The 12,989-nt window shown below is 47.9% G+C and carries 15 protein-coding genes; 2 read left to right on the forward strand and 13 right to left on the reverse strand.

The window, feature by feature from the left end; translation table 11 throughout:
* Nucleotides 1-12: 12 nt before the first annotated feature.
* From ACRQV7_RS10040 to ACRQV7_RS10090, 11 genes are all read right to left on the reverse strand, one after another.
* Nucleotides 13-1,668: an ABC transporter permease gene (locus ACRQV7_RS10040; protein WP_444658014.1), complete on the reverse strand. Its 1,656-nt coding sequence runs from the start codon at nt 1,666-1,668 to the stop codon at nt 13-15.
* Complete coding sequence (locus tag ACRQV7_RS10045) at nt 1,655-2,743, reverse strand: ABC transporter ATP-binding protein (protein WP_444658015.1); 1,089 nt, start codon at nt 2,741-2,743, stop codon at nt 1,655-1,657. The genes ACRQV7_RS10040 and ACRQV7_RS10045 overlap by 14 nt, the downstream gene beginning before the upstream one ends.
* Before the next feature lie 34 nt (nt 2,744-2,777).
* Nucleotides 2,778-3,851, reverse strand: a complete 1,074-nt coding sequence (locus tag ACRQV7_RS10050; RefSeq protein WP_444658016.1) for an ABC transporter substrate-binding protein — start codon at nt 3,849-3,851, stop codon at nt 2,778-2,780.
* Nucleotides 3,852-3,981: 130 nt separating this feature from the next.
* Nucleotides 3,982-4,758, reverse strand: a complete 777-nt coding sequence (locus tag ACRQV7_RS10055) for a response regulator transcription factor (protein WP_444658017.1) — start codon at nt 4,756-4,758, stop codon at nt 3,982-3,984.
* Nucleotides 4,751-6,454, reverse strand: coding sequence for a sensor histidine kinase (locus tag ACRQV7_RS10060; protein ID WP_444658018.1), 1,704 nt, complete (start codon nt 6,452-6,454; stop codon nt 4,751-4,753). Before ACRQV7_RS10060 ends, ACRQV7_RS10055 begins: the two co-directional genes overlap by 8 nt.
* 299 nt (nt 6,455-6,753) lie before the next feature.
* The gene (locus ACRQV7_RS10065) at nt 6,754-6,954 is read right to left on the reverse strand and encodes a hypothetical protein (protein ID WP_275713703.1); all 201 of its coding nucleotides are present in this window, start codon (nt 6,952-6,954) and stop codon (nt 6,754-6,756) included.
* Between the two features lie 10 nt (nt 6,955-6,964).
* Entirely contained in the window at nt 6,965-7,558 is a 594-nt protein-coding gene (locus ACRQV7_RS10070; protein ID WP_444658019.1) for an accessory gene regulator ArgB-like protein, read from the reverse strand.
* The gene (locus tag ACRQV7_RS10075) at nt 7,558-7,713 is read right to left on the reverse strand and encodes a cyclic lactone autoinducer peptide (protein ID WP_444658020.1); all 156 of its coding nucleotides are present in this window, start codon (nt 7,711-7,713) and stop codon (nt 7,558-7,560) included. Before ACRQV7_RS10075 ends, ACRQV7_RS10070 begins: the two co-directional genes overlap by 1 nt.
* A gap of 131 nt (nt 7,714-7,844) precedes the next feature.
* Nucleotides 7,845-9,164 carry a sensor histidine kinase gene (locus ACRQV7_RS10080; RefSeq protein WP_444658021.1) on the reverse strand — a complete coding sequence of 440 codons (1,320 nt, stop codon included), beginning with the start codon at nt 9,162-9,164 and terminating at the stop codon, nt 7,845-7,847.
* Nucleotides 9,165-9,168: 4 nt separating this feature from the next.
* The gene (locus tag ACRQV7_RS10085) at nt 9,169-10,152 is read right to left on the reverse strand and encodes a LytR/AlgR family response regulator transcription factor (protein ID WP_444658022.1); all 984 of its coding nucleotides are present in this window, start codon (nt 10,150-10,152) and stop codon (nt 9,169-9,171) included.
* Complete coding sequence (locus tag ACRQV7_RS10090; RefSeq protein WP_444658023.1) at nt 10,083-10,466, reverse strand: winged helix-turn-helix transcriptional regulator; 384 nt, start codon at nt 10,464-10,466, stop codon at nt 10,083-10,085. Before ACRQV7_RS10090 ends, ACRQV7_RS10085 begins: the two co-directional genes overlap by 70 nt.
* A 145-nt stretch (nt 10,467-10,611) precedes the next feature.
* Between ACRQV7_RS10090 and ACRQV7_RS10095 the strand changes: the two genes are divergently transcribed.
* Nucleotides 10,612-11,133 carry a nitroreductase family protein gene (locus ACRQV7_RS10095; RefSeq protein WP_444658024.1) on the forward strand — a complete coding sequence of 174 codons (522 nt, stop codon included), beginning with the start codon at nt 10,612-10,614 and terminating at the stop codon, nt 11,131-11,133.
* 45 nt (nt 11,134-11,178) lie between these two features.
* Nucleotides 11,179-11,763 (forward strand): nitroreductase family protein, encoded by a 585-nt coding sequence (locus ACRQV7_RS10100; RefSeq protein WP_444658025.1) that lies wholly within the window; start codon nt 11,179-11,181, stop codon nt 11,761-11,763.
* Nucleotides 11,764-11,775: 12 nt separating this feature from the next.
* On the opposite strand, the gene ACRQV7_RS10105 is transcribed toward ACRQV7_RS10100, so the two are convergent.
* Complete coding sequence (locus tag ACRQV7_RS10105) at nt 11,776-12,324, reverse strand: flavin reductase family protein (protein WP_444658026.1); 549 nt, start codon at nt 12,322-12,324, stop codon at nt 11,776-11,778.
* A 92-nt stretch (nt 12,325-12,416) separates the two neighbouring features.
* On the reverse strand, nt 12,417-12,977 hold the full coding sequence (locus ACRQV7_RS10110; RefSeq protein WP_444658027.1) for a GNAT family N-acetyltransferase: 561 nt from the start codon (nt 12,975-12,977) through the stop codon (nt 12,417-12,419).
* Nucleotides 12,978-12,989: the final 12 nt, after the last annotated feature.

Here is a 12,989-nt window from a genome sequence, read left to right on the forward strand (position 1 = left end):
TATGGGATGCTGTTACAGGCTGAAATCCTTTCCGCCGTTCACTTTGTTAAACGCCAGCAGGGAAACCACCGTGAGCAGGGTCAGAATCGAAGAGAGCGCCGCCGCCACTCCGTAATTGCCGCGGACAACCTCCGTATAGACGGCGACGGTCAGCGTTTTTGTCCTGCCCGTATACAGAATAATCGCGGTGGACAGCTCGCTGATCATCGTTACCCAGCTTAAGATCGCACCGGAAACGATGCCGGCGGCCATCATCGGAACCGTTACGCGGAAAAAGACCTTCATTTTGGAAGCGCCCAGCGAAATGGCCGCTTCTTCGATACTGATGGGAATCTGCTGCAGGATGGCCACCGAAGAACGGATGGTATACGGCAGCCTTCGGATGATCAGGGCAATCACCATAATCAGCATTGTCCCGCTCAGCATCAGAGGCTTCTGGTTAAAGCCCGTCAGCAGGGCAATGCCGAGAACGGTTCCCGGCACGATGTACGGAATCATGGAAAGGATATCGACCGTACTGGTAAGGGTGTTTTTGCGCCGCACCACCAGATAGGCAATCAGCACGGCGAGCAGGATAATCGCGACCAGGGAAAGCATCGGGATGATAATGGTATTCTGAATGCTTCTTCCCAGCTTGGAAAACGCGGATTCGTAGCTGCCCAGAGAATAGCCGCGGATAAAAATTTTGCCCGAGGTCTTTTTAAAGGACGTATAAGTGACGTATACCTGCGGCAGGATGGCAATCGCCACCACCAGATAGGAAAAAAGATATACGAGCACTTTCCTGCCCCCCCTCGGCTCCCGCTCTTCAATGGGATGCAGGGCGTTCAGGGCGAAGGAATTCCTGTTGGAAACATATTTCTGCGCAAGGAAGACAACGGTGGTGATGACAATGGCGATAATCGCGATTGCCGCCGCAAAACCGTCGTTCCCCCCCACTTCATTGATAAACTCCGTATACAGGACGACAGGGAACGTGCGGTACCCCTCGCCGATCAGCATCGGCGTACCGAAATCCGCGAACGACCGCATAAAGACCAGCAGGCCGGCCGCGAGCAAAGTCGGCATGATAAGAGGGACTACCACCTTGAAGAAGCATTTGACGCCGGAACAGCTCAGGTTGTTCGCCGCTTCAATCAGAGAATTGTCGATGTTCTTCAAGGCGCCTCTCGCGTACAGGAACACCAGCGGGAAAAGCTGCAGGGACATGACCAGCACGATTCCCCCGAAGCCGTAGATGTCCGGCAGGAGAACGCCCAGCTTCCGGAAGAAAGCCGTGATGACCCCGCTGCGGCCCAGAAGCAGAATCCAGGAGTACGCGCCGATGAACGGAGCGGACATGGACGCGACCACAATGAGGATATTCAGCACCGACTTTCCCCTGATCTTAAAAACAGAAAAGAGGTAGGCAAGCGGAGTACCGATGGCAATGGAAAGGGCGGTTGCCGCCAGCGAGACCTTGAAGCTGTTCAGCAGGGTATCGAAGTAATAGCTCTTTGAAAAGAACTTCACAAAGTTTGCCATGGTGAACTGCCCGGTCTGTGAATCGTAAACGGACTGCTGCATCAGATGGGCCATCGGATAGATCAGGAACAGCAGATAGACCGCGATGGTGCACAGCGTAAGGGTTCCCCAGATGTCCAGGCGGAATTTGCTATTGTCTTTCATAAGCTTCGCTCCTCACAAGGTTGCGGCCGCCCTCTTTATCAAACACATTGATTTTGTGTCTTTTCACCTGAAGCAGCACGTTCTGTCCGGGCTTCAGCTCATCTTCCAGGGAAGACTCCTCAACGATTTCCACCGTGAGGCCGCTCTCGGTCTCCACGGCGTAATGCGTATTCAGGCCAAGATATGTATACTCCTTTACGACGCCGTGAATCCCCTCGCCGCCCTGCTTGCTGATGACGAATTCCTCCGGGCGCACGGAGCACTGCACTTCCTGGTCCTCCAGCATATTCAGGCATTCCAGTGGTACCCGGTAGCCGCTGGGGAAAATCAGGGTGCCCCGCTCCGCCCTGGCCGGCAGGATATTGGTCCGGCCGATAAAGGTTGCGACAAACACGTTTTTCGGCCTCTGGTAAATTTCCTTCGGCGCGCCGACATGCTGGATCACGCCGTCCTTCATAACCGCAATGGTATCGCTGATGGCCATGGCCTCTTCCTGATCGTGTGTGACATATACGGTGGTAATTCCGACGTTTTTCTGCGTGTGGCGGATGACGCTCCTCATTTCCAGACGCAGCTTTGCGTCCAGATTGGAAAGCGGCTCATCCATCAGCAGAACGTCCGGCGAAATCACAAGGGCGCGCGCCAGCGCGATACGCTGCTGCTGCCCGCCGGAAAGCTGGTTCGGCATTCGTGTGGCATACTGCGCAATCTGCATCAGCTGCAGGTATTTTTCCGTCAGCTCCTGTGTTTTTTCTTTTTCCATTTTGCGGTTTTTCAGCCCGAAGGCGACGTTATCGCGCACCGTCATATGGGGAAAGATGGCATAATTCTGAAAAACCATGCCGATATTCCGCCTGCTTGGATCAATGTCGTTGATACGCGTGTCGTTGAAGTAGATATCACCGCCCTCGATGGAATTGAAGCCGGCAATCATGCGCAGCAGGGTTGTTTTTCCGCACCCGGAGGGACCCAGCAGCGTAAAAAGCTCCCCGTTTTTTATTTCAATATTCAAATCCGGGATAACCGTATTGTTCCCGTATTTCTTTACGGCGTTTTGGATCAGGATCTTACTCATTTCATACCCCCGCAGTTCTTATCGATGGTCGCTCTTATTTACTCTGAAGGCTGGTGTAGATATCCGTGTATTTGTTTACAATGTCCTGTTTATGAGAGCTGACATAGGGGATATCTTCCTCAATGACGTGGATTTCGGACATCGGGGTCATAAAATCACTGGTTTTCGCGTCCTTCAGCACCGGGCGGTTGGTCAGCGTGCTGCCCCAGATATTCTGCACTTCCTCACTGATAATGAAATCGATGAAGAGTTTCGCGTTATCCATGTTCTTGGCGCCTTTGATGATGGTAGCGGATGCCGGGAGGTAAACCGCGCCTTCCTTGGGATAGATCACCTTGACGGGAGCGCCGTCGCGCACAAGCTGCGCACAGGGGTCTTCGTAGGAAAGTCCAACCACATTTTCGCCGTCCGCGACGCTCTTGTAAACCGCGGAGGAGCTTTCACAGATTTTACCGCCGATATTCGTGAACAGATCTTTTACATATTTCCATGCGTTTTCGTCTTCATAGCCGCCCATCGCCAGCAGGATGTTGGTAAGCTGCGCAAAAGCGGAAGAGGAATTGGCCGGGTCGGCCGTGGCGATCTTGCCTTTGAGCTTCGGGTTCAGCAGGTCGGCATATCCTTCAATCTTGATATCGCCGATCAGGTCGGTGTTGACGATCAGGCAGCTGCCGTCCAGAACGTTCCCGGTAATGAACCCGCTGGTGTTTTTGTAGGCATCCAGCACACCGGCGTCATTCTTGGAAACATACGGTTCCCACAAATCCTTATTGTCATACGCCAAAGACCAGGAACCGCCGAACATAACGTCCGCGTACGGGTCTTCCTTTTCGGACTGGATCCGTTTGATCAGCTCGCCGGTACCCGCCTGGATGACTTCGACATCCACGCCGTACTTTTCTTCAAACAGCGGGATGGTAGCGTTCATCAGGCCCTCGGAGTTCGGGGAATAGATGACCAGCTTGCCGCCGCCCTGTTTTTCCGAAGACGCGGCTTCGGAAGCGGCGCTGCCGGCTCCGTCCGCCTGGGAAGCGGCCGGTGCGGAAGAACAGCCTGCCGCGGAAACGGCAAGCACAACGGAAAGAATCAGTGCCATAAACTTTTTCATTTCATTTCCTCCTCTAAGTTTGGTGTTTCAATTCGGTATCTTTATTTTACAAAAATATTGCATAAAATAAATACCTGAATTACGGAACAAAATAGAAAAAATACCGAACAATTTCATCCGGTATCTTTTCTCAGCGAATTTTCAGCTTGTATTCCTTGGGCGAGCACCCCACATACTTTTTAAAAACATGATTGAAATATTTGTAATCCCCTATGCCGCACGCTCCCCCGATCCCGGAAATCGGAAGCCGGTTCTCCTGCAGGAGAGAAAGCGCTTTCTGGATGCGGTACCGGTTCAGGTACTCGATCACCGTGGTCCCCAGCGCCTTCTGAAACCTCTGGTTGATGTACCGGTCGGAATAAAACAGCTTCTCCGACAATTCGGCAAGCGTGATTTTTTGGGTATAGTTCTGCGCGATATAGTCCAGGATCTGAACGACCACGGGGTCCTCCGGATGCTCCAGCTTCATATTGCCGAACAGGGAAATATCCTTCAGCTCCGCCGCGTTTTTATTCTGTTTGCGTAAAATGCGGATGTTTTCACATTCCAGAGCGGCGCGGTCAAGCGCTTCCATCATTTCTTCCTGATTCAGCGGTTTCAGGATATAATCGGAAACTCCGTTCCGGATCGCCTCCTTGGCATATTCAAAGTCGGAATAGCCGGTTAAAAGAATTGCCACATAATCGTTCTGGCATTTCGTTTCAGCAATCATCTGCAACCCGTCCATGACCGGCATATTGATATCGGTAATCACGATATCCGGGTTGAGCGTCCGGATCAATTCCTTTCCTTCCACACCGTTGCGGGCTTCCCCCACCACGGTACAGCCGTGCTCTTCCCACGGCACCGCGTAACGGATGCCCTTTCGGATAATATCCTCGTCCTCCACCAGTATTACGCTAAACATCTTTTCTCCCCCTGCGCAGCAGCTTTGCCGTAACGGTAAAGCTTTTTCCTTCCTCACTGTTGATAAACAGGCCGCACTCCTCCCCATATTCCAGAATGATCCGGCGGGAAAGGTTCTGCAGGCCGTTGTGCTCGGTCTTGATTCCTTCGGAAACAATCATGCTCTGCAGGCGTTCCAGCATCTCCACAGGAACCCCCGGACCGTCGTCCTCCACACGCAGGAACAGATAATCGTCCTCGCACCAGGCCCTGATCTGAACGGAAAGCTCCATCTGCTTCTGAAAGCCGTACTTGATGCTGTTTTCAATCAGCGGCTGCAGAAGCAGCTTCGGAATCATGCACTGGCTACAGTCCGGCTCTATTTTCATCCGGCACCGGAAACGCTCCCCGAACCTTGTTTTCTGGATATACAGATAATCCTCTATGTAACCGATATCCTCCGAAAGAAGGACGTCCTGTTTGGTATTGTTGATGCTGTAGCGAAGAATGTGGGTAAATTTTTCCAGCAGATACGAAGCTTTTTCCGCGTCTCCGGGGATGAGGTACTTGATATTGTCCAGCGTATTGTAAATGAAGTGCGGATTAATCTGCGTCTGCAGGTTCCTCATCTCAATCATGCTGTTTAATTTGATCAGATCGGTGTTGCGCGTATTGAGCTCGTTGATGCTTTTCACCATTTTATTGATTTGCGCCGCGATCTCCTCAATTTCGTCCCCGGTGTTGATCCGGATGATATGCTCGTTGTCCCCGTGGCGGATGACGCGGATCTCCCCCACCAGCGCCTCTACGGACTGAGCGGTTTTTTCCGCCATCATCTGGGACAGCTTTCGGAACATTAACAGCCAGATGCAGCCCAGCAGAACGATCGTCATGACCCCGATGATGATATAGAGCGAATTCCCGGGAGAATACACAAACGAATAGAGCACCGCTTTTTTATCCGTCAGAACCCGCGCGCCGATCCGGTACCGGTTCTCCTGCACCGTCACAAAGCGCTGGGACGGATCCGCCTTGTATTTGTTGGTGTTGCGCTCGGAAAGGAACGCGTTTTTGGAGCAGTAAATGATATCCCCGTTCAGGTTTGTGATGATGCAGTCATACTGGTATCCTGAAAAAAGGCTGCCCCAGTCGTTCCCGCTCAGATAGGCCACGGCAAATCCGGCCAGCACCCCATGCTGGTAAACGGGTTTTGCAAAAACACACTCCGAGTTGTCTCCGGAAAAATAATAAACGGTCGTGTAAACGGGCAGATTTGCTTTCAGGGCATTGTCCGCCACAATTTTATTGAATTCCGTTCTGTGCAGGTTCATTGCTTCCTGCCCAAAGCTGGTATAGACGATCTGTTTTTCCCGGTTCATCAGAATCATACGAACGCGCACCGGGCTTACCACGTTATGCTTGCTGAGGGAGTACTGCACCTCCCGGCTGTCGGAAAAGCCGGTCATACAGCGAAGAAAAAGCCCCTCGTTTTCTTCATCCTCCAGATAAGCGGTGACATCTTCATAAACCTCATCAAATGTGCGGTTCAGAAAGCTCAGATGTTCCTCCATATTGAAATTCTGATTGAGATAATTCAGCCCAAAAATGGGGATACAGAACAGCAGGCAGCCGACAATGACCAAAAAAATGATCTTTTGCAGCGCCTGCTTTTCCAGTTGTTTTTTAAAAGGACTGTCCGCTGTTTCTCCCGTCCGCAATTCTATCATCCCTGCCTTGCCCGCAATTCCGTATGCAGGATACAAATTCAATGATAATTCGTTTTCATTAAAGCATATTTTGTCAGAATTGACAAGTGTTCCCGCCATCCCGTATCCTTAAAATATGGAGATAAGGTCCGGACATCGGCACAAATAAATGCGCCGATCCCGGCGGCATTGCCCCGTCAGGACCGACGTATATGAGTTCTATAGAGGATGAAAAAACGGCTGGTTACCAAGACAGCCCTTCTAACCGTTTTATCCGGCTAAAAGGGCTGTTTTATAAATGCAAAGAATTTTTAATCAACCGTTTTTGTTTCTCCGATTTTCATAAAGCACGGCCATTGCTCGATACTCAGCAAATCGGGATGCTTCTTAAAGTATTTCACAAAATCGCCGTTTGGATGAGCCACATTATACCATCTTTCGCATAGCTCAATGATTTGCATGTGGGCTTCTATTTCCGTAACTTCGTCACGGGATAAATCACTGTAATACATAGAGGGCACCTCACACTGATACATGATCAGCCATCATCATCCGGGCCTTTCCGAGAATCAGCATAACAGAGACCCAAAATATACTAAGGCTGACGACAAAAGAAAATTGAATACTGTTTACAAGTAAGAAGATAATTGTTACGATGAATTCTACGGAAAGAATGATTCTGGTTTTCATTCTGTAGTGGTGTACTTCAGCATCATCAAGTGGTTTATTGATGTTTTCTACAGGCGCTAAAATCACAACAATCAGGGAGGCTGGAATGACGACTGCAATCGACGTGATAAATGCCATATAGCCCGGGCAAAATTTCGTCAGCAACAGCACAAAAAGGATCATCACCCACGACATCCCATAGCAACCCAGTTTGGTTTTGGCGTGGTAACCGCCCGCATAAACCCGAAGGAAGGAATACGATACGATAAATACAAAAGTCTCTAACAGCATACCGAGGAACAAACCGATGAAAAGCATAGTGGAAAAATGAATCATTTTGAGGAGAGCGGTCTGCACTCCAAAAGAATAGAGATCCTTATCTTTTTCCGAGATCAAGCCGCTCTCGCTCAGGGCTTTCACGATCCAGTTGGAAAAATTGGTCAGCATCAGAATTTTCTGAGGCTCTTTACCGCTTCAGGGAGCTTGTCCTGATAAGCAAGTACTACGCAAGACGTATTGGCGGACTGGCGAGCTTCCTGCATCGCGATTTTAGAAACCAAATCCAGTGCCTTCATTTTTACATTTTTCTGACCGTTTTTCATTTTCAACACCCCTTGTTAATTTATTGACTCCATTATAATCGAATTTTGGCTGTTCACAAGGGGGTTTACCTAACTTACAGTTTTTTGGACTGAAATACAGATATTATGCCGTTATAGGAAAATAAATACATTTACAGACTGCTGCTTCTTCGGCTCACCGGAAAGATAATGCTCACAGAAAATTTGCCCTGTTCAACTTCTATATTAATATCTCCGTCGTATTTTTTTACAGAGGAGTTCACATTGGAAAGGCCGATCGCTTTATGGTTTTTCTTATTGGAAAGAAATTTTTCTTCACTTTTTACGGGGATTTCCTGAATGGAATTGATGAGGTTAATAATAAACATATCGTGAAACTGATAAATACGCAGTTCAATTCTTTTTGTGCCGTCGATAATCCTGTTGCACGCCTCTATGGCATTATCCAATAAGTTGGCAAAAATCGCCGTAATGTCGATATCATCAATAAAATTCAGATTCAGGTTTTCCACAGAATAAATAAATTCGATTCCATCCAGATGACAGATTTTCATTTTTTCATTTACAATAATATTTAGGATTCTGTTACTGCAAGTGAATTTCATCCCCAGTTCATCTACGATTTCCGATATTTTTTTAGCATATTCAAGGCCTTCCGTATTTTGCCCCGCCGTGTAAAGCCGTTCAAACACTCTGACGTGATTTTTGATATCATGCATGATTTTTTGGGAATTATTATATTCTATTTCCAGCTGCTGATAATAATTGTACTGCATGTCCATTCTTTGCTGAATTAAAACAATTTCACTCTCCAGTTGGTCCGATTTTGACACATTCTCAAAAAAATAGATCACTGCCAGATTCAGTATGATGGAAATAACTGCAAGCATCATCATAATAAAATGAGTAGTAGTAGGATCAATCTTATATGCAGCCATTATTGCAATAAAATAAATAATCGCAACATTTGAAACAGGAAGCAGAGCCAAAAAAACATACTGCTTTTTATACAGATAGGTGATTCTCTGTCTTTTAAAGCAAATAATCAACAACTTACAAACGGCAAACATAAAGGTCTGAACAACAATCACATTAAACAAAAAGACAGCAGAATTATGATTATAAAGAGGAATCGAGCCTGTTATAATCGTCAACAAGGAAGAGACAAGCGTGTCGCATCCCGCAAAAGTAATAATAAACACAATAATGTGGAGATATTCCTTAACTTGCCTGACATTGTAAAGATACGCTACGAGAAAGGTGGTAACTACAAAATATGTAAAATTGAGGAATGGGGCATCCAATAAGTTTACACTGATCCACAAGATTGCAAATAGAAAATATAAAATGATCTTTGTCCTTTTTTTCAAATATTGAGGCTCATACATTTTGTTCATGAAGTCAAATAAAATCGCTGTACCGGCGCTGCACGATATCACGTAAGACAGCCATTTTATGATTGTTTCTAACATATCATCATCTCTTTATTAATATATTAAAATTATTTTTTAGAAAAGAGTGAAATTCCGCTTTGAATTCCACCGCTCTTTTCTGAGATATTGGAATTAAATCACCACTCGTCAGGGTAACGTCATATCCCTTGATACTCGATATATGCAGCAGATTAATCACAAAACTTTTGTGCGGCATGGAAAACCCATATGGCTTGAAACTGTTAAAAATATTATTAATACTATCATTAATTTTATAGGTCCTGTCCTTTGCCACAATTTCAATTTTGTGATCGCAGGATTCAAAATAATAGATATCTTCCAAGTTAAGCGTTTTGATACCTAAGTTCGTATCAAAAGTAAAAGTAATTTTATTTTTCTCCATTTTCGTATATTCGATGGCGTCGTCCAACTGCTTGCAAATCGTCTCATAAGTAAACGGTTTCGTTACATATCCAAAGGCTCTGACGGAAAAAGCGTCCGTTTGATAGTTTGAAAAATTTGTTACATAAATGATTTTGACGTTCTTATCCCTTGAGCGGATTACTTTAGCAACTTCAATTCCGTCCATTTGGTCCATCCGAATATCCAAAAAAATAATATGAAATTTTTTTGTGCTATGTAATAACTCCTCCCCTTTTGCATATAAGCTTGTAAACATTCTGATACTTTTTTCATTGCAATACTTTGCAATCATGGTATTTAGCTGATCCAATTCGTATTTATCGTCATCGCAAATAGCAATTTCCAACATATAATCACCTGTCTTTAATTCGTTTTCCACTACATTACCTATTAAACCCATATCAAACCGGATTGTCAAGATTTCCAGAAAATATTGTAATGATGATACAGAAATAAATAGAACATGTCGTTTCCTGTTCTTTTTCAGCCAGCACAAAATTTCACCCTCTCTGCCGGATGGCCGAGAGGGTGTTTTCAGGAATTCGTATTTTTGTTCTCTGCGGAGTCCCTGCAGGCGGCGTCCAGCATCCTGCTCTTCCCCCACTCATTGATGATTTCCAGCGCAGGCAGCAGCTGCTTGCAGCTTTCGGTCAGGGAATACTCCACATGGGGCGGTATCTGGCAGATTTCCGTACGCAGTACCAGCCCGTTCTTCTCCAAACCGTTCAGTGCCCTGGTCAGCATGATATTGGTGATCCCGTCCAGATGCCGTTTCAGCTCGTTGTAGCGCATGCTGTCCTTCGCGGAAAGCTCCCAGATAATCGGCAGCCTCCATTTTCCCCCGATGATTTCCAGAGCGTGTGCCACCGCGCACTTTTTGCTGTGAATCGATTTTATTTTTTCCGGTTCTTTTGACATATGATTTCTCCTATTTTAAGGCACAAAAATGTGCGTACTTGTAGATATGTTCCCTGCTGAATATACTAATAGATAAAGAGCCGCACAGGGCGATTATAGGGCGCACTGCCACGCGGCAAAAATAAATAAAAAGGTGGAGATGCAGATGAAATTCATAGAACTTGCACAGGACCGGTATTCCCTTCGCAAATTCAGCGAGAAACCGGTGGAGAAAGAAAAGCTCGGCCTTGTGCTGCAGGCCGGCCGGCTGGCCCCGACCGCCTGTAATAATCAGCCGCAGAAAATTTTAGTCATTGAAAGTGAGGAAGCGGTTGCAAAGCTGAAGGACTGCACCCGGTACCATTTCAGCGCACCGATGGCGCTGCTGGTCTGCTACGACAATACGGTAAGCTGGAAACGCAGCTACGACAGCAAAGACAGCGGGGACATTGACGCAAGCATCGTTGGCACCCACATGATGCTGCAGGCTGCCGAGCTTGGGCTGGGTACCACCTGGGTCGGACATTTTGATCCCGCCGCCGTGAGAAAAGCTTTTTCCATTCCGGAAAATCTGGTGCCGGTCGCCCTGTTCCCGCTGGGATACCCCGCGGATGACGCCGGACCCAGCAACCAGCACACAAGCAGAAAACCGCTGGAAGAAACCGTATTTTACAACCGGTTTTCCTGAGATACGGATTTCCAAAATAAACGCAAAAAGTCAGGAGGATTTCACATGATTCAGAATGAAGTGCTGGACTGCATCCACAAGCGCAGAAGCACCCGCCGGTTCCAGGAGCGCCAGATCGAGTCCGAACAGCTGGAAACCCTGCTCGACGCCGCAATCTGGGCGCCCAGCGGAAGTAACAGCCAGAGCTGGCTGTTTACCGCTATTCAAAATAAAGAAACCCTGCTTCAATTGAACGGGTTGGTAAAAAAAGGCTTCCAGAACTGGGTTCCGGACGACAACTATCCCGGAAAAGTCAGGGCCAAGGCCAGATCGGAAAAGGAAAACTTCAATTTTTATTACCACGCACCGACCCTTGTCATCGCTTCGAACCGGCCGGATTACGAAAACGCCATGGCGGACTGCGCACTTGCGTTGGAAAACATCTTTTTAGCCGCGCAGTCGATTGGGCTGGGCACCTGCTACATCAATCAGCTGCACTGGCTGCGCAGTGACCCCGGTGTGCGCGAATTTCTGTTCCAACTCGGGATTCCCAGAGAGCACACCATCTGCTCCGCGGCCGCGATCGGGTATATCGATGTGGAGTCAGCCGCTCTGCCGCGCAAGGAAGGGACCATCCGCATGATCAAATAAGGGGCTTCCTTTTCATACGCCGGGCGGTAGCTTATCCTCCATCAGACTGCGCAGATCGATCGTGCCGCCGTCCACCGCAAAGGTGCCGTCTCCGTTTGCATGAAAGGTCCGGCGTTCTTTCCGGTCATAATCCATCCACGCGCGTACGCCCTCCAGAAGAAAGATACCCTGCGGTTCCAGATAGTCCGTTACGCGGCATTCCAGACAGCCGAGGCATTCCGCGATCAGCGGCACTTTTACCTGGGCCGCGGGCAGCGGCGTAAGCCCGAATTTTGCAAACTTATCCGTTTGTTCGCCGGAGCAGTCGCCGATTGCGACCACCTTTTCCGCAAGGTCTACCGTGGGAACCGCAAGCACACATTCCCCGGTATGCCTGAGCGCCTGAAAGGAATAATTCCACGGGCCCGTTGTCAGAGCAATCTGTGGGGTAAAATCCATCACCATGTGCCAGGAGATGGTCATCACATTATTGCGGCCTTTGTCGTGCGTGGTAACCAGCAGCACCGGTCCCGGCTCAATCAGCATAAAGGCCTTTTCAATTGGAAGTTCCGCCAGAGACATTTTCCCACCGCCCTCTTTTATTTTTTAATAACCGACTATAAAACTGCTTCGGAAAGCGCCGCTTTTTGGAGCAGTTTTATTTTATTCTCTTTTTACCGCTCCTGCAGAGCGAGCTGCGGAAGAGGAATGAACGGGTCCGGATTCTCAACATGTTCTCCGATCATTTTTTCCATCCAGATCATGTCGTACCAGGTGTGGAATTTATAGCCGCACTTGGTAAAATGCGCGACGGTTTTGTATCCCAGATGCTCATGAAAACCGACGCTTTCCGCGTTGGAGCAGGTAATGCAGGCATTCAGGTTGATGATATTCTGTTTCTTTAAAATTTCTTCCAGCGCCTGATAAAGCTTTTTTCCGGTTCCTTTCGCCTTGCAGTCCCTTTTGATATAAGCCGTGGTCTCCACCGCCCAATCATAGGCAGCGCGCCCTTTGAACGCGCAGGCATAAGCATAGCCGACGACGGAGCCGTCCCGCACCGCCGCCAGGTAAGGATATTTTTTCAGGGTATTGCGGATTCTCTGCGTAAATTCTTCGATGGCCGGTACATCATATTCAAATGTAATCGCCGTATCCGTAACATACGGCGCGTAAATGTCCAGTATCTGCTGCGCGTCCGATTCCGAGGCCATGCGAATGGTGATCGTTTTATCCATATCAGGTTCTTC

It is taken from the genome of Caproiciproducens lactatisolvens (assembly GCF_052443335.1).
Taxonomy (GTDB): Bacteria; Bacillota; Clostridia; order Oscillospirales; family Acutalibacteraceae; genus Caproiciproducens.

Bases quoted from the DNA above. Each gene is read 5' to 3' on its own strand.
- ACRQV7_RS10040 (WP_444658014.1), bottom strand. From the start codon at position 1,668: ATGAAAGACAATAGCAAATTCCGCCTGGACATCTGGGGAACCCTTACG.
- ACRQV7_RS10045 (WP_444658015.1), bottom strand. From the start codon at position 2,743: ATGAGTAAGATCCTGATCCAAAACGCCGTAAAGAAATACGGGAACAAT.
- ACRQV7_RS10050 (WP_444658016.1), bottom strand. From the start codon at position 3,851: ATGAAAAAGTTTATGGCACTGATTCTTTCCGTTGTGCTTGCCGTTTCC.
- ACRQV7_RS10055 (WP_444658017.1), bottom strand. From the start codon at position 4,758: ATGTTTAGCGTAATACTGGTGGAGGACGAGGATATTATCCGAAAGGGC.
- ACRQV7_RS10065 (WP_275713703.1), bottom strand. From the start codon at position 6,954: ATGTATTACAGTGATTTATCCCGTGACGAAGTTACGGAAATAGAAGCC.
- ACRQV7_RS10070 (WP_444658019.1), bottom strand. From the start codon at position 7,558: ATGCTGACCAATTTTTCCAACTGGATCGTGAAAGCCCTGAGCGAGAGC.
- ACRQV7_RS10075 (WP_444658020.1), bottom strand. From the start codon at position 7,713: ATGAAAAACGGTCAGAAAAATGTAAAAATGAAGGCACTGGATTTGGTT.
- ACRQV7_RS10080 (WP_444658021.1), bottom strand. From the start codon at position 9,164: ATGTTAGAAACAATCATAAAATGGCTGTCTTACGTGATATCGTGCAGC.
- ACRQV7_RS10090 (WP_444658023.1), bottom strand. From the start codon at position 10,466: ATGTCAAAAGAACCGGAAAAAATAAAATCGATTCACAGCAAAAAGTGC.
- ACRQV7_RS10095 (WP_444658024.1), top strand. From the start codon at position 10,612: ATGAAATTCATAGAACTTGCACAGGACCGGTATTCCCTTCGCAAATTC.
- ACRQV7_RS10100 (WP_444658025.1), top strand. From the start codon at position 11,179: ATGATTCAGAATGAAGTGCTGGACTGCATCCACAAGCGCAGAAGCACC.
- ACRQV7_RS10105 (WP_444658026.1), bottom strand. From the start codon at position 12,324: ATGTCTCTGGCGGAACTTCCAATTGAAAAGGCCTTTATGCTGATTGAG.
- ACRQV7_RS10110 (WP_444658027.1), bottom strand. From the start codon at position 12,977: ATGGATAAAACGATCACCATTCGCATGGCCTCGGAATCGGACGCGCAG.